We start from the raw sequence: 15,497 nt of genomic DNA, 5'->3' as shown, positions 1-15,497 counted from the left end.
GCCGCCATGATGGGCGGCTCTTCCGGCGGCTGCACGTCGATGCCCCGTGCAGGGAGCCGACGTTCAGCGGCGCGGAGGCAGCCGGTGCAGCCGTACCTCGCTCAGCTGCCCGTCCGCCGCCGTCGCCGTCATGTACGTGCAGTACGGCTGGCGGCGGCGGTCCGTCGGGGAGCCGGGGTTGAGCAGCCGCAGGCCGCCCGGTGCGACCCTGTCCCAGGGGATGTGGCTGTGCCCGAAGACCAGCACGTCGAGGTCGGGGTAGCGCTCGGCGCACCGGCGCTCGCGGCCCTGCGCCGCGCCGGTCTCGTGCACGACGCCGAAGCGCAGTCCGCCCAGCTCGGCGCGCGCCACCTCCGGCAGCCGGGCCCGCAGCTCCGGCCCGTCGTTGTTCCCGTACACGCCGATCACCCGGCGGGCCCGCGCCTCCAGCAGATCCAGCGTGGCCGCGTCCACCCAGTCGCCCGCGTGCAGCACGGCGTCGGCGCGCTCGATCTCCGCGAGGAGCGGATCCGGCAGGACCTTGGCGCGCTTGGGCAGATGGGTGTCGGCGGTCAGCAGCAGACGCACCGGGCGGCCTCCCTGGGCGGACGGGCTCGTCACGGTACACCTGGTCCCCTCCGGGGCACGGTCGCATAGGCTCACCGGGCGATGAAGAACACTCAGGTGCCGCCGGTGGCCAAGGCGGACAGGTCGACCGTGCGGCGGCACAACCTCAGCCTGGTGCTGCGGGTGGTGCACGACGAGGGCGAGGTGACCCGCGCCGCGGTGGCCGCGCGGGTGGGGCTGACCAGGGCGGCGGTGTCCTCGCTGGTCGAGCAGTTGCTGGCGGGCGGGTTCCTGGTCGAGTCGGGCAAGACGTTCAGCGGCCAGGCGGGCCGTCCCGGCACCGTGCTGAAGGTCTCGGGCACGGGCCCGGCCGGACTCGGCGTGGAGATCAACATCGACTACGTCTCGGTGTGCGTCGTCGACCTCGCGGGCACCGACCGGGTCCGGCTGACCACCCACCTCGACAACCGCGGCGCCTCCCCCGAGGAGGTACTGGACCGGGCGGCCCGGATCGCCGCACGCACGCTGGAGTCGGCCACCGAGCAGGAGCTGCGCCCGGCGGGGGTCCGGCTCGCGGTGCCGGGCCTGCTCTCCGGCGGCACCGTCCGCCAGGCCCCGAACCTCGGCTGGCACGGCGTGGCGGTGGAGGAGATGTTCGGCCGGGCGCTGTCCCGGCTGCGGCCCGCCGGGCACCCGCTGCCGGTCGGCTCGGACAACGAGGCGAACAGCGCGGCCCTCGCCGAGCTGTGGTTCGGCGGCCTGGACCGGGTGCGCAGCTTCCTGTACCTGACGGGCGAGACCGGTGTCGGCGGCGCGCTCGTACTGGACGGCGAACTGCTGCGCGGGGCGCACGGCTTCGCGGGCGAGATCGGGCATGTGGTGGTGGACCCGGACGGGCCCGAGTGCCGCTGCGGGGCGCGCGGCTGCCTGGAGCAGTACGCGGGCCAGGCAGCCCTGCTGCGCAACGCCGGGCTGGAGCCGGGGCAGGGCGGGGCGCCCGCCGTGACGGAACTGGAGCGGCGGGCCCGGCAGGGTGAGCCGCGCGCGCTGGCGGCGATCGAGCAGGCCGGGCGGCAGCTGGGGCTGGTGCTCTCCGGCGCGGTGAACCTCTTCGACCCGGACGCCGTGGTGCTGGGTGGCAGTTACCGGCTGCTGATGCCGTGGCTGGCGCCCGCCGCCCACGCGGAGCTGGCCCGGCGGGTGGTGTCGGGCCTGTGGAGCGCGGACGGCGGGCGGCTGCGCGCCTCGTCCTCCTCGGGCGACGCCGCGCGGGGCGCCGCCGCCCAGGTCGTACGGGAGGTCCTGGCGGACCCGCTGGCGTACACGGAGGACCGGCCGGGCTGAGGAGCCTCGTCAGCGCACCGCGAGCAGGTGCTCCATCGCGAGCTGGTCGAGGCGCTCGAAGGCCATCGAGCGGCCGGCGGCGGCGCTCACGTCGAACTCCTCGTACGCGGTGCGGTCCGCCCGCAGCGCGGCGAGGCCGTCGGCGGCGGTGGGCTGCGCGAGCTCGTCCAGGCGGGAGTCGCGCAGCGCCTGCTGGACCTCGGGGTCGGCGCGGAAGGCGGCGGCCCGCTCGCGCAGGATCAGGTAGTTGCGCATGCAGTTCTTCGCGGACTCCCACACGCCGTCGTAGCCGTCGGTGCGCACGGGCTTGAAGTCGAAGTGGCGCGGGCCGGCGTACCCGGCGGTCTCCAGCAGGTCCACCAGCCAGAACGCCTGCCGCAGGTCGCCCGCGCCGAAGCGCAGGTCCTGGTCGTACTTGATGCCGTTCTGGCCGTTGAGGTCGAGGTGGAAGAGCTTGCCCGCCCACAGGGCCTGCGCGATGCCGTGCGGGAAGTTCAGCCCGGCCATCTGCTCGTGGCCGACCTCCGGGTTCACGCCGAACAGCTCCGGCTTCTCCAGCCGCTCGATGAAGGCCAGCGCGTGGCCGACGGTGGGCAGCAGGATGTCGCCGCGCGGCTCGTTCGGCTTCGGCTCGATGGCGAAGCGCAGCCCGTAACCCTGCTCGGTGACGTACTCGGCGAGCAGGTCGAAGGCTTCCTTCATGCGGTCAAGCGCGTGCCGGACGTCCTTGGCGCCGCCGGACTCCGCGCCCTCCCGGCCGCCCCACGCCACGTACGTCTCGGCGCCCAGCTCGGCCGCGAGGTCGATGTTGCGCATGGTCTTGCGCAGCGCGTAGCGGCGCACGTCGCGGTCGTTGGCGGTGAAGCCGCCGTCCTTGAAGACCGGCTGGGTGAACAGGTTGGTGGTCGCCATCGGGACCTTCATGCCGGTGGCGTCCAGCGCGGCGCGGAACCGCTTGATGATCGCGTCGCGCTCGCCGTCCGTGGACCCGAAGGGGATCAGGTCGTCGTCGTGGAACGTGATGCCGTACGCGCCGAGCTCCGCCAGCCGCTCGACGGACTCCACCGGGTCCAGCGCGGGCCGGGTGGCCACACCGAACGGGTCGATGCCGGTCCAGCCGACGGTCCACAGGCCGAAGGTGAACCGGTCCTCGGGGGTGGGGGTGTAGCTCATGGGGCACCTCTCTTGCGTCGCACCTATTAGTAAAGGCAGAAAACAAATTAGTATGCGGCGCAGTCGCGGGGAAGCCCCCACGGCGGACCGACCGGAAATCGTGTGAGGGAGGAAGCGTGCGCGGACAGCAGCGCTTGGTCATCGGGGTGGACAGCTCGACCCAGGCCACCAAGGCCGTCGTCGTCGACGTCGAGACCGGCCGCATACAAGGGCAGGGGCGCGCCCCGCACATCGTGACCGGGAGCGACGGGGCCCGGGAGAGCGACCCGGAGGCGTGGTGGAGCGCGCTCGGCGCGGCCGTCGCCGCCGGGCTGAAGGAGTCCGGCGCCGAGCCGTCCGCCGTGGCCGGCATTGCCGTCGCGGGCCAGCAGCACGGGCTCGTCGTCCTGGACACGGCAGGGCGGCCGCTGCGGTCCGCGCTGCTGTGGAACGACACCCGCTCGGCGCCGCAGGCCGCGGCCCTGACCGCCGCGCTCGGCGGCCCGGACGCCTGGCTGGCCCGTACCGGGTCGGAGCCGGTCGCCTCCATGACCGCCACCAAGTGGCAGTGGCTGCGGGAGCACGAACCGGCCACCGCCGAGGCCGCTGCCGCCGTCCGGCTGCCGCACGACTTCCTCACCGAGCGCCTCGCCGGTACGGCCGCGACCGACCCCGGCGACGCCTCGGGCACGCTCTGGTACGCCACCGCGACCGGCGCCTACGACCCGGAACTCCTCGATCTCGTCGGCATGGACGCGAAGCTGCTGCCCGAGGTCGCGCCGACCGGCGCCACCCGCGTCGGGACGCTGACCCCGGCGGCCGCCGACGCGCTCGGGCTGCCCGCCGGCATTGCCGTCGCCGCGGGCACCGGCGACAACATGGCCGCCGCGGTCGGCCTCGGCCTCGGCGGCGCGGGCCTGCTCGACCACCCCGTGGTCAGTCTCGGCACCTCCGGCACCGTCTTCGCCGCCAGCCGCACCCGGCCCGCCGCCCCCGGTATCGCCGGGTTCGCGGCGGCCGACGGCACCTACCTCCCGCTCGGCTGCACCCTGAACTGCACGCTCGCCGTCGACAAGGTCGCCGCGCTGCTCGGGCTGGACCGCGAGGACGCCGAGCCGGGCGGCGCGGCGGTCCTCCTCCCGTACCTCGACGGCGAACGCACCCCCGACCTGCCGCACGCCTCCGGACTGCTCACCGGCATCCGGCACGACACCACCCCGCGCCGGCTCCTCGGCGCGGCCTACGAAGGCGCCGCCTTCACCGTGCTGCGCGCCCTGGACGAACTGCTGCGCGCCTGCGGACTGGACCCCGCGGCACCCGAGGTACGGAGCCGTCCGCTGCGGCTGACCGGCGGCGGCGCGCAGGGCCGGGTCTGGCGGGACACCGTACGGCGGCTCTCCGGCCGCCCGGTGATCGTGCCGCACCACACCGAACTGGTCGCGCTCGGCGCCGCCGCGCTGGCCGCGGGCGCGGCGACCGGCGCCGACCCCGTGGGCCTCGCGGCCGGCTGGGGCACGGGAGAGGGCGAACCGCTGCCGGCCCTGCCGCGCGACCGGGCGGCGTGGGACCGCATCGAAGCCGTACTGGACCGGGCGACGCCGTCGCTGCTGAGCTGAGGCGGACGGGCACGGCCACGGGCCGGCGGGCCTGAAGGCGTCGCCGGCCCGTCAGGCCACCGCGTCCCCGAACTCCCGTACCGCCTCGTCGACGATCGTCTGCAGCTGGGCGTGGTGTGCCCCGCGCCAGTACACCCGGCCGCAGGCGGTGCACTGCGCGAACACGTCGTACGTGCGCCGCGTGCCGTGCTCCAACTGCTCACGCACCGACTCCTTGTCCGCGTCCTTCAGCTCACCGTTGCATGCCGTGCAGCGCGTCCACGGGGCCAGCCGGGGCGCGAACCGGCCCAGTACGTCCCGGAGTTGTTCCTCCGGCCGGTCGCTGTAGACGAAGCCGCCGGCCCACAGCTCACGGCGGCGCAGCAGTCCGCGGTCCCGGGAGAGCAGCACGCGGCGCTGCGCGGCGGAGCGGGAGGCCAGCTCCGGGTCGCCGATGTCCTCGCTCTCGTACGCCGCGTCCACGCCCAGCAGCCGCAGCCGCCGCGCGAGCGTGCCGAGGTGGACGTCGAGCAGGAAGCGCAGCGGCGCGCCCGGCACCCGCTGCGGCCGCTCGACCGGCCGCACCTCGACGCTCTCCGGCTTCCGGGGCACGTGCGAGACCGGCTGCGCGCGGCCGTCGACCAGCAGTGCGCCCACCTCGGTGAGCGGCACGCCGAGCGATTCGACGATGTGGCCGAGCGTGGACGCCCCGTCGGTGCGGAAGGCGGTGGGGCCGCCGCGCCGGCCGGCAGCGGCGAGAACCCGCAGCTCGGGGGCGAAACTGATGGTGATCTCCGGACCGTTCACCCCCACAGCATGCCATTACGGAGCGGCGTCGGACCGGGGGTTTTCCGCCGTGCCGACGACGCGCGCGTACTGGGCTTCCAGGCCCTCCAGCAGCGCCTGCAGGCCGGTCTCGAAGGCGCCCTCGTCGACCGACCGCTGGTGCTGGGCCAGCAGATGGGCCTGGTCGAGGTGGGGGTACGTACCGGCGTAGAGCTCCGCGTCGGTGGGGAAGCCGGCGGCGAACGAGCCGAGGGCCGAGCCGGTGATGAAGTACCGCATCGAGGCGCCGATGTGCGTGGCGTGCGCGCGCGGCCAGCCGGCCGCGACCAGGCCGCCGAAGACCGCGTCGGCCAGCCGCAGGGAGTTCGGGCGGTGGGCGGAGGGGCGCATCAGGGCCGGGACGAGGTTCGGGTGGCCGGCGAGGGCCGCGCGGTAGGAGCGGGCCCAGTCGCGCAGCGCCGTACGCCAGTCCAGGCGGCCGAACATCGACAGGTCGACCTGGCCGACGACCTGGTCCACGAGCGCGTCGACCAGCTCGTCCATGGTCCGGAAGTGGTTGTAGAGCGAGGGGCCCGTGACGCCGAGGACGGCCGCGAGCCGCCGGGTGGACAGGGCCTGGAGCCCCTCGTCGTCGACGAGCCGCAGGGCCGCTTCCATGATGCGGTCGCGGCTGAGCAGTGGTTGGCGCGGGCGGGCCACGGCGCATCTCCTCGGCAGGTCGGCGGGACGTGGACCTTACACGGCCGGGTGCCCGGACGGTCGCGGAGCACCTCTTTTCAGCGGCATGACAGCGGAGTAAGGTGCGAAAAACTTGCACCGCTAGTTTTCGGGTAGCGGGCGCGTCGTACACAGCGTCGTACACGGCGAACAGGAGCATCCGCACATGACCACCCTGTCCCTGGCCACCGTCCTCGCCGAGGCCGCCCGGCGCCGCCCCGACCACCTCGCGCTCGTCGAGGGCGAGCGGCGGATCACCTTCGCGGAGCTGTGGCACCAGGCCAGGACCCAGGCGGCGGCGCTGGGCGCGCTCGGCGTACGGCCCGGCGACAAGGTCGCCCTGATGGCGCCGAACACCGCCGAATTCCCGCGCGCCTACTACGCGATCCTCGCCGCGGGCGCCGTCGTGGTCCCCGTACATCTGCTGCTCTCCGCGGGCGAGGTGGCACACGTGCTGCGGGACAGCGGCGCGAAGCTGCTGCTCTGCCACGCGGACCAGGCGGCCACCGGCGGCGAGGCCGCGGCCGCCACGGACGCCCGGATGGTCACCATCGGCCCCGAGGTCCGGGTGCCGGGCGCGGACGGCCGCCTGGAGGACCTCGCCGAGACCGTCGAGCCGCTGCCCACGTACGTCACCCGCGAGGCCGAGGACCCGGCCGTGGTCTTCTACACCAGCGGCACCACGGGCGTCCCCAAGGGCGCCGTGCTCACCCACCTCAGCCTGGTCATGAACGCCACCACCAACGCCTTCGACTCCCACGAGGTGCGGCCGGACGACATCACCCTGGGCGCGCTGCCGCTGTACCACACCTTCGGGCAGACGGCGAGCATGAACTCCTCCTGGCGGCGCGGCGCGACGCTCGTCCTGCAGCCGCGCTTCGACGCCGCTGCCGCGCTGGACCTGATGGTGCGTGAGGGCGTCACCACCTTCCAGGGCGTCCCGACGATGTATGTACGGCTCCTGGAGGCCGCGGGCACGGCCGCCGAACTGCCCACGCTGCGGCGGTGCGTCTCGGGCGGCGCCTCGCTCCCGGTACCGGTGCTGGAGAAGTTCACCGAGGTCTTCGCCACCGAGGTGTACGAGGGGTACGGGCTCTCCGAGACCTCGCCGACCGCGGCCGTCAACCAGCCGGTCTTCGGCACCCGCGCGGGCACGGTCGGCCACGCGATCTGGGGCGTGGACGTGGAGATCGCCGCGCCCGAGCCCGCCGACCGCATCGACCTGCTGCCCGCCGGTGAGCTGGGCGAGGTCGTGGTGCGCGGCCACAACGTCTTCGCGGGCTACCTCGGCCGCCCCGAGGAGACCGAAGCGGCCCTGGTGGAGGGCTGGTTCCGCACCGGCGACCTCGGTACGAAGGACGCCGAGGGGTTCCTCCGCATCGTCGACCGCAAGAAGGACCTGATCATCCGGGGCGGCTTCAACGTCTACCCCCGCGAGGTCGAGGAGGCGCTGCTGCACCACCCCGGCATCGCCGAGGCCGCGGTCATCGGCCTGCCGCACCCGACCCACGGCGAGGAGGTCTGCGCCGTGCTCATCCGCGACAAGCACACGGACGCGGCGCCCACCGCCGAGGAGATCATCGACTGGTCCAAGGAGCGGCTGGCCAAGTACAAGTACCCGCGCCGCGTCGAGTTCGTCGACGCCTACCCGCTCGGCCCCAGCCACAAGGTCCTCAAGCGCGAACTGCGCAAGCGGTTCACGGACCGGCCGGTCTGAGCGGCGCCGGCCTGCTGGGTCCGTCTACGGGACCGTCCGTATCCTGGCCGCATGAGGCGGACATCCTTTGCCCACTGGCCCTGCTCGATCGCGCGCACGATGGACCTGCTGGGCGACTGGTGGACGCCGCTCGTGCTGCGCGAGGCGTTCTACGGGATCCGGCGGTTCGACGCGTTCCAGGAGTCGCTGGGGATCGCCCGCAACACCCTGACGGACCGGCTGCGCCGGCTGGTGGACGAGGGTCTGCTGGAGAAGCGGCCGTACCAGACCGAGCCCGTGCGGTACGACTACGTCCTCACCGAGAAGGGGCGCGACTTCTACACCGTGCTGCTGGCCATGAACCGGTGGGGCGACCGCTGGCTGGCCGGTGAGCAGGGGCCGCCGATCGTCTTCCGGCACGACGTGTGCGGGCACGAGAGTCACGCCGAGGTGGTCTGTGCCGACTGCGGCGAGCCGATGACGGCGGAGAACACCCACGCCCGGCTGGGACCCGGCTATCCGCCGAAGCTGGCCGAACGGCCGGACGTACGGGAGCGGTTCGGGCACTGAGCCACCACGCCGCATCGGCGGCGCTGCCTCTTGACAGGTGAGTCTATCTACGCAACTTTGAAGGTCAGAGCCCTGACAAAGGGGAGAGCTGAGGAGGCTTGCCAGCCATGGAGTGGACGGGCGCGCGGTACGCGGACGGGCCGACGGTCGAGGTGGACATCTTGATCGCCGCGCCGCCGGAACGTGTGTGGGAGCTGGTGTCCGACGTCGAGCTGATGCCGGAGCTGAGCGCCGAACTGCGGTCGGCACAGTGGGTGGACGGCGCGTCGGGGCCGGCTCTCGGCGCCCGCTTCGTGGGCCACAGCGCCCATGAGGCACTGGGAGAGTGGCGGACCACCTCGTACGTTGTGGAATGCGACCCGCCGCGCGCCTTCGCCTGGGCCGTGGCGGACCCCCAACACCCCTCCGCCACCTGGCGGTTCACCCTCGCCCCCGAGGACGGCGGCACCCGGCTGCGGCAGTGGGTCCGGCTGGGCCCCGGCCGGTCCGGGCTCTCGTACGCCATCGAGCGGATGCCGGAGAAGGAGCAGAAGATCGTCCACGTACGGCTGCGGGAGTTCGAGCGGAACATCACCACCACGCTCGGCGCGCTCAAGGAACGGGCCGAGCGGGCCGGACACCCCGACCCCCGCAAGGCGGGCGCCTGATGCGTACCGCGACGACGATCGAGGCGTCCGGCGGCCCCTGGCCGGAGCTGGTGGATTACGTCACCGAGGCCGAGAAGCTGGGCCTGGACATCTGCTGGGTGGCCGAGGCGTGGGGCGCGGAGGCGCCGTCCCCGCTGGGGTACCTCGCCGCGCGCACCGAGCGCATGCTGCTCGGCTCGGGCATCATCCAGCTCGGCACGCGGACGCCGATGGCCATCGCCCGTGCGGCGATCACTCTGGCGCGGATTTCCGAGGGCCGCTTCCTGCTCGGGCTCGGCCCGTCCGGGCCGCAGGTGATCGAGGGGCTGCACGGCGTGCCGTTCGCCCGGCCGCTCTCCCGCATGCGGGAGACCGTCGAGATCGTGCGGCAGGCCACGTCGGGCGAGAAGATCGCTTACTCCGGGCGGGAGTTCACGATCCCGCTGCCGGGCGGCGAGGGCAAGCCGATGCGGCTCTCGATGCGCGCCGAGCACGACATCCCCGTATACCTGGCCACCCTCTCGCCGAAGATGCTCCGGCTGACCGGCGAGATCGCGGACGGCTGGCTGGGCACGTCCTTCGTGCCCGAGGGGGCCAAGGAGGCGTACTTCGACCATCTGGACGCGGGGCTGGCCGCTGCGGGCCGCACCCGCGCCGGGTTCGACATCTGCCAGGGCGCCGAGGTGGCGTTCGCCGAGGACGAGGACGCGCTGCGCACGATGGTGGCCGGGCGGAAGAAGGAGCTGGCCTTCAGCCTCGGCGGCATGGGCTCGGCGAGCACGAACTTCTACCATCGCGCCTACAGCCGCCAGGGCTGGGCCGAGGCCGCCGCCGAGGTGCGGGAGCGCTGGCAGGCCGGCGACCGGGAGGGCGCGGCCGGGCTGGTCACCGACGAGATGGTGCTCGCCACGACGCTCATCGGGACGGTGGACATGGTCCGCGCCCGGCTGCGGGTCTGGCAGGCCGCGGGCGTCGACACCGTACGGCTGTACCCCGCGGGCGACACCCTCGACGCCCGGCTGGCCACCCTCGGCCGCGCCCTGGACCTCGTACGGGAGGTGACGGACGAGGCCGGGTGACCCCCGGTCAGAAGCCCACCGACCCGTCGATGCCCTCGCGCAGGAAGTCGGCGTGGCCGTTGTGACGGGCGTACTCGTGGATGACGTGCAGCATGACGAAGCGGAGCGAGACCTCGCCCCAGAGCGGGGAGTGGCCGGTCACCTCGAGCGAGGGCGCCGCCGCTTCGATGCGCCGGGCGTGCCCGGTCTCCGCCTCCCAGGCCGCGAACGCCTCGGACGGGGTGGCGCCGCTCGCGTCGAACGCGGCCTGGACGTCCCGCTCGGGCGACCAGAGGAAGGGCACGTCCTCGGCGTTGATGATCCGGCGGAACCAGGTGCGCTCCACCTCCGCCATGTGCCGCACCAGGCCGAGCAGGGTCAGCGTGGACGGCGGCATGGAGCGGCGGTGCAGCTCCTCGTCGGTCAGGTCCGCGCACTTCCTCGCGAACGTGGCGCGGTGGAAGTCGAGGAAGCCGCGGAGCGTCTCCCGCTCCCCGCCCCGCAGCGGCGGCATCTCCCGGTCGGCCATGATCGGTTCGGTGGTTGCCGGCTGCTCGGCGGTCGCCGACTGTTCGCTGGTCACTGGCGGTCTCCTCCCCGGGCCGCGATCGTCCGGCGGCCCGGGGGGCGAGGTTAGCCCGCTTCGGTCTTCACCGCCGGGGTTTCCTCGGCTCGCTTGCCCAGGACGCTGTGCCGCCGGCCGTAACCGAAGTACAGCGCGAGGCCGGCCGCGAGCCAGACCAGGAAGCCGATCCAGGTGAAGACCTGGAGGTTGAGCATCAGGTAGAGGCAGCAGAGCAGCGAGACCAGCGGGATGACGGGCACCCAGGGCGTACGGAACGCGCGGGGCAGGTCGGGGGCCGTGCGCCGGAGGATCAGCACGCTCGCGGAGACCGCGGCGAACGCGAACAGCGTGCCGATGTTGACCATCTCGGCGAGCAGGTCGAACTTCAGGAACGCGGCCAGGCCCGCCATGATGACGCCCAGCACCCACAGGTTGATCTTCGGCGTGCCGTGCTTCGGGTCGACCTTGCACAGCGCCTTCGGCAGCAGCCCGTCGCGGGCCATCGCGAAGACGACCCGGCTCTGCGAGCGGAAGCAGATCAGGCTCACGGCGGTCAGGCCGACCACCGCGCCCACGCTGATGACCGTGGCGAAGACCGGGTACCCCTTGGCCGTGAAGGCGTCCGCGAGCGGCGCCTGCACCGACAGCTCCGAGTAGTGCTGCATGCCGGTGACCACCAGGCACACCGCGACGTACAGCACGGTGACGATGATCAGCGAGGCGATGATGCCGATCGGCAGGTCGCGCTGCGGCTTGCGGGTCTCCTCGGCGGTCGTCGCGACCATGTCGAAGCCGATGTACGCGAAGAAGACCATGGCGGCGGCGCTCAGGATGCCGGCCACGCCGAACGCGGTCGGGGTGATGCCGGTGAGCACCTGGAGCAGCGGGGCCTGGAGCCCGGCGACCTTGCCGGTGGGCTCGGCGTCGGGCACGAAGGGCTGGTAGTTCGCGGTGTCGATGAGGAACGCGCCCGCGATGATCACCAGCAGCACGATGGCGAGCTTGACCGCGACGAGCACGTTCGTGACGCCCTTGGACAGCTTGCCGCCCGCGATCAGTACGCCGGTCAGTACGAGGATGAGCAGCGCGGCGGGCAGGTTCATCACCGAGCCGTCACCGCCGCTCAGCGCGGCCGGCAGATGCACGCCGATCCCGTTGAGCATCGAGTTCAGATAGCCGGACCAGCCGACCGCGACCACCGAGGTGGCCAGCGTCAGTTCCAGGCTCAGCGCCCAGCCGATGATCCAGGCGGGCAGCTCGCCGAGCGAGGTGTAGGAGTAGGAGTACGCGGACCCGGCGACCGGCACCGAGGACGCGAATTCCGCGTAACACAGGGCGGCGCAGGCGCAGACCGCGGCGGCGACGACGAAGGAGAGCGCCACGGCGGGGCCGGCCATGTTCCGCGCCACCGTGCCGGTCAGTACGAAGATTCCGGTGCCGAGAATGACACCTACCCCGAGGATCGTGAGATCCAGCGCGGAAAGGTCACGGCGAAGGCGTTGTTCGCCTTCTCCACGAGCCTCCTTCAGCGCGCGTTCCAGGGGCTTCTTTCGTAGCAGACTCACGGTTTTTATCCGAACTCTCAGGGTGATCGGGAACAAAGGGTGGTGTTCCCGACCAGGGAGTGTCGGACAGCCGCGCAGCTCCCCGCAACGCGACGCTCCGGTGTCTCACATCGTGATACATCTCGTCCGTGCCGGTATTTCCCCGGTCACCGCACTCACATCACCGTGCCGATATGCCACGGCACGAATTCCTCCTCGCCGTATTCCATCGATTCGCTCTTCGTGGGCTCGCCCGAGGCGACCGCGAGGACGCGTTCGAAAATTGCCTGCCCCGTTTCCTCGACGGTGGTGGTGCCGTCGATGATGCCGCCGGTGTTGATGTCCATGTCGTCGGCCATGTGCGCGTACAGCGGGGTATTCGTGGCGAGTTTCAGGCTCGGTACGGGGGCGCAGCCGAAGGCCGAGCCGCGTCCGGTGGTGAAGCACACCATGTTCGCGCCGCCCGCGACGATGCCGGTCACCGAGACCGGGTCGTAGCCGGGGGTGTCCATGAAGACAAAGCCCTTGGACGTGACCGGCGCCGCGTAGTCGACGACATCGGCGAGGGCCGTCGTGCCGCCCTTGGCGACCGCACCGAGCGATTTCTCCAGGATGGTGGTGAGGCCGCCCGCCTTGTTGCCGGGGGAGGGGTTGTTGTCCATCGACCCGCCGTTCTTCGCGGTGTACTCGCGCCACCACGCGATCCGCTCCAGCAGCTTCTCGCCGGCCTCCTTGGTGGCGGCGCGGCGCACGAGCAGATGCTCCGTGCCGTAGATCTCCGGGGTCTCGCCGACGACGCCGGTACCGCCGTGCCGGACCAGCCGGTCGACCGCGTTGCCGAGCGCGGGGTTGGCGGTGATGCCGGAATACGAGTCGGAGCCGCCGCAGTTCGTGCCCAGGGTCAGCTCGCTCGCCGGCACGGTCGTCCGGCGGGCCCGGTCGGCGGCCGGCAGCATGGCGGTCAGCCGCTCGACGCCGGCCGCCACGGTCTTCTTCGTACCGCCGAGCTCCTGGATCGTGCTCGCGGAGACCGACAGGTCCGCGCGGAGCGGCAGCCCGTCGGTCAGCGCCGCGATCTGGTTGTCCTCGCAGCCCAGCCCGAGGAGCAGGAAGCCGGCGAAGTTCGGATGCGTCAGGTAGCCGCGCATGACGCGCCGCAGTACCTCGATGCCCTCGCCGTCCGCGGCGAGCCCGCAGCCCTGGCCGTGGGTGAGTGCCACGACGCCGTCGATGTGGTCGTAGTCGTCCAGGACGCCGGAGTACCGCAGCCGCGCGGCGATTTGTTTCGCGGCGGTGGCCGAGCAGTTGACGCTGGTGAGGACGGCCAGATAGTTCCGGGTGCCGACCGAGCCGTCGGCGCGCACGTACCCCTGGAAGGTGGCGCGCTCGGAATCGGGGAGCAGCTTCACCGGCCGGGCGTCCACGGAGAACTCATAGGCGCGCTCGAACTCCCGGTACTCCAGGTTGTGCAGGTGGACATGGTCACCGGGCGCGATGTCCGCCGCCGCGAAGCCGATGATCTGGCCGTACCGCAGCACGGGCGCGCCCCGGCGGACGGCCCGCAGCGCGATCTTGTGCCCGCGCGCCACGCCGTCCCGCAGCAGTACGGTCTCGCCGCCCGCGTCGACGGCGGTGCCCGCCGGGATGTCGGCCGCCGCGACCGCGACGTCGTCCTGGGGCTGGAGGCGGAGGGCACGGGCGGCTGCGGGCGGGACCATGAGCACCTCGATACGTGGTGGGAGCGGCCGGAGGGTCGACTGTTCTGACGCGCTCTCACGTATGCCCGGCCACCCGCTCATTGACGCCGCTCAGAAGGCGGCTTTACGCTCCCGCTCAGCAGGTCGGACAACGTTCGGTATTTCGAACGCGATCAGAGAGGCTCCCATGCTGACGACGCCCCTGAGCGGTGTGATCCCCGTCGTCCCGACGGTCTTCGACGACGAGGAGGAGCTGGACCTCGCCGGGCTGGCCCGGGTCGTCGACTACCTCATCGACGGCGGCGCCGACGCGTTGTGCGTCCTCGCCAACTACTCCGAGCAGTTCTCGCTGACGGACGAGGAACGCGACCAGGTGTGCCGTACCGTCCTCGAACGCGCCGCGGGGCGCGTCCCGACGGTCGTGACGACCAGCCACTACAGCGCCCGCGTCGCCGCCCGCCGCAGCCGCGAGGCGCAGGCGATGGGCGCCGACATGATCATGCTGATGCCGCCGTTCTTCGGCGCCACGATGGCGGTCCCCGAGGCGGCACTGACCGATTACTTCACCACCGTGGCCGCCGCCACCGACCTCCCGCTGATGGTCCAGGACGCCCCCATGTCCACCACGCCGCTGCCCGTCGGCGTCCTCGTCCACCTGATCAAGGAGGTGCCGCAGCTGCGGTACGCCAAGATCGAGACGCCGGGCGCCGCCGACAAGCTGCGTACGCTCATCGCCGCGGTCGGCGACCGGCTGGAGGGCCCGTTCGACGGCGAGGAGGCCGTCACGCTCATTCCGGACCTGGACGCCGGCGCGGTCGGCACGATGTCCAGCTCGACCGTGCCCGACCGGCTCGGCCGGATCGTGCGGCAGTACCGCGCGGGGGACCGGGCCGGCGCGGTCGCGGACTGGGAGGAGCTGCTGCCGCTGATCCACTACGAGAACCGGCAGTGCGGGCTGCGCGCGCAGAAGATCCTGCTGGCCGAGGGCGGCATCATCGCCTCGGACCGCACGCGTGCCCCGTTCGGCCCGGTACCGCCCGCGACCCGCGACGGGCTGCTCGAACTGGCCCGCCGGCAGGACCCGTTGGTGCTGCGCTGGGCGCGGTGAGCGTCCGCGCGGGAGCCCGTACTCAGCCGGACGCGGTCCCGTCGGGCGCGGTCCCGTCGTCGGGCGCGGTCCCGTCCGGCTTGGGACCGGGGGACCGCAGCGGCCGTACCGGGAGGTCGGCGACCAGCCGGCCGTCCTGGTCCTCCACCAGCAGCGACTTGATGGCGTCCCGGGCCATCGCGGTCATCATGCGGGTACGGGCGCCGGGACCCGGCGCGGTGAGGCTGCCGGCGGGCACCCGGTTCCCGTCGGCATCGGCCGTCATCATCCGGTACGTCCGGCCGGGCGTGAGCCCGGACAGGGACACCGGTACCTCGGTGCCCCACGGGTGCGGGATCATCAGCCCTTCGCGGGCCACCGTGACGACGTCCGCCGGGCCGCTGTCCCGGTCGTGCACGGCCACCGGTACCAGGACCGCGAGGACGGCCAGCGCGGCGGCGGCCGCCAGGACGGCGAACCGGCGCGTGCGCCGGGGGCGGGGCCGGGACGCGGG

The 15,497-nt window shown here is 72.9% G+C and carries 15 protein-coding genes; 7 read left to right on the top strand and 8 right to left on the bottom strand.

What is annotated here, in order from left to right; all coding sequences use genetic code 11:
* Nucleotides 1-63: 63 nt before the first annotated feature.
* Nucleotides 64-567 carry a metallophosphoesterase family protein gene (locus CCS38_RS22780; protein WP_223735193.1) on the bottom strand — a complete coding sequence of 168 codons (504 nt, stop codon included), beginning with the start codon at nt 565-567 and terminating at the stop codon, nt 64-66.
* An 81-nt stretch (nt 568-648) separates the two neighbouring features.
* Here CCS38_RS22780 and CCS38_RS22775 point away from each other — a divergent pair, with 81 nt between their 5' ends.
* The gene (locus CCS38_RS22775) at nt 649-1,890 is read left to right on the top strand and encodes an ROK family transcriptional regulator (RefSeq protein ID WP_223735171.1); all 1,242 of its coding nucleotides are present in this window, start codon (nt 649-651) and stop codon (nt 1,888-1,890) included.
* Between the two features lie 9 nt (nt 1,891-1,899).
* Here CCS38_RS22775 and xylA read toward each other — a convergent pair whose 3' ends face one another.
* The gene (gene xylA, locus CCS38_RS22770; protein ID WP_223735170.1) at nt 1,900-3,063 is read right to left on the bottom strand and encodes a xylose isomerase; all 1,164 of its coding nucleotides are present in this window, start codon (nt 3,061-3,063) and stop codon (nt 1,900-1,902) included.
* Nucleotides 3,064-3,179: 116 nt separating this feature from the next.
* Here xylA and xylB point away from each other — a divergent pair, with 116 nt between their 5' ends.
* A complete protein-coding gene (gene xylB / locus CCS38_RS22765; RefSeq protein WP_223735169.1) occupies nt 3,180-4,658 on the top strand; it encodes a xylulokinase in 1,479 nt (492 codons plus the stop codon).
* A gap of 51 nt (nt 4,659-4,709) precedes the next feature.
* On the opposite strand, the gene CCS38_RS22760 is transcribed toward xylB, so the two are convergent.
* Nucleotides 4,710-5,444 (bottom strand): Mut7-C RNAse domain-containing protein, encoded by a 735-nt coding sequence (locus CCS38_RS22760; RefSeq protein WP_223735168.1) that lies wholly within the window; start codon nt 5,442-5,444, stop codon nt 4,710-4,712.
* A 15-nt stretch (nt 5,445-5,459) separates the two neighbouring features.
* A complete protein-coding gene (locus tag CCS38_RS22755) occupies nt 5,460-6,122 on the bottom strand; it encodes a TetR/AcrR family transcriptional regulator (RefSeq protein WP_223735167.1) in 663 nt (220 codons plus the stop codon).
* Between the two features lie 184 nt (nt 6,123-6,306).
* Between CCS38_RS22755 and CCS38_RS22750 the strand changes: the two genes are divergently transcribed.
* The 4 genes from CCS38_RS22750 (at nt 6,307) to CCS38_RS22735 (ending at nt 10,111) form a co-directional block, all read left to right on the top strand.
* Nucleotides 6,307-7,857 carry a long-chain-fatty-acid--CoA ligase gene (locus CCS38_RS22750; protein ID WP_223735166.1) on the top strand — a complete coding sequence of 517 codons (1,551 nt, stop codon included), beginning with the start codon at nt 6,307-6,309 and terminating at the stop codon, nt 7,855-7,857.
* 51 nt (nt 7,858-7,908) lie between these two features.
* Nucleotides 7,909-8,406, top strand: a complete 498-nt coding sequence (locus tag CCS38_RS22745; protein WP_223735165.1) for a winged helix-turn-helix transcriptional regulator — start codon at nt 7,909-7,911, stop codon at nt 8,404-8,406.
* 107 nt (nt 8,407-8,513) lie between these two features.
* Nucleotides 8,514-9,053: an SRPBCC family protein gene (locus CCS38_RS22740; protein ID WP_223735164.1), complete on the top strand. Its 540-nt coding sequence runs from the start codon at nt 8,514-8,516 to the stop codon at nt 9,051-9,053.
* Nucleotides 9,053-10,111 (top strand): LLM class flavin-dependent oxidoreductase, encoded by a 1,059-nt coding sequence (locus tag CCS38_RS22735; RefSeq protein WP_223735163.1) that lies wholly within the window; start codon nt 9,053-9,055, stop codon nt 10,109-10,111. Before CCS38_RS22740 ends, CCS38_RS22735 begins: the two co-directional genes overlap by 1 nt.
* A 7-nt stretch (nt 10,112-10,118) precedes the next feature.
* Here the strand turns inward: CCS38_RS22735 and CCS38_RS22730 are convergent, their stop codons facing one another.
* The 3 genes from CCS38_RS22730 to CCS38_RS22720 all read right to left on the bottom strand — a co-directional run bounded on the left by CCS38_RS22730 (nt 10,119) and on the right by CCS38_RS22720 (nt 13,917).
* Nucleotides 10,119-10,619: a DinB family protein gene (locus tag CCS38_RS22730; RefSeq protein ID WP_223735192.1), complete on the bottom strand. Its 501-nt coding sequence runs from the start codon at nt 10,617-10,619 to the stop codon at nt 10,119-10,121.
* Between the two features lie 104 nt (nt 10,620-10,723).
* Nucleotides 10,724-12,220: an amino acid permease gene (locus CCS38_RS22725; protein ID WP_223735162.1), complete on the bottom strand. Its 1,497-nt coding sequence runs from the start codon at nt 12,218-12,220 to the stop codon at nt 10,724-10,726.
* A gap of 155 nt (nt 12,221-12,375) precedes the next feature.
* Nucleotides 12,376-13,917 (bottom strand): UxaA family hydrolase, encoded by a 1,542-nt coding sequence (locus CCS38_RS22720; protein ID WP_223735161.1) that lies wholly within the window; start codon nt 13,915-13,917, stop codon nt 12,376-12,378.
* A 166-nt stretch (nt 13,918-14,083) separates the two neighbouring features.
* On the opposite strand from CCS38_RS22720, the gene CCS38_RS22715 reads away from it, so the two are divergent.
* On the top strand, nt 14,084-15,004 hold the full coding sequence (locus CCS38_RS22715; RefSeq protein WP_223735160.1) for a dihydrodipicolinate synthase family protein: 921 nt from the start codon (nt 14,084-14,086) through the stop codon (nt 15,002-15,004).
* A 22-nt stretch (nt 15,005-15,026) separates the two neighbouring features.
* Here the strand turns inward: CCS38_RS22715 and CCS38_RS22710 are convergent.
* The coding region (locus tag CCS38_RS22710) for a hypothetical protein (RefSeq protein ID WP_223735159.1) at nt 15,027-15,497 on the bottom strand (471 nt) is incomplete at its 5' end.

The organism is Streptomyces purpurogeneiscleroticus (genome assembly GCF_020024005.1).
GTDB lineage: Bacteria > Actinomycetota > Actinomycetes > Streptomycetales > Streptomycetaceae > Streptomyces > Streptomyces purpurogeneiscleroticus.
This window is presented reverse-complemented; position numbering and strand designations above follow the sequence as displayed.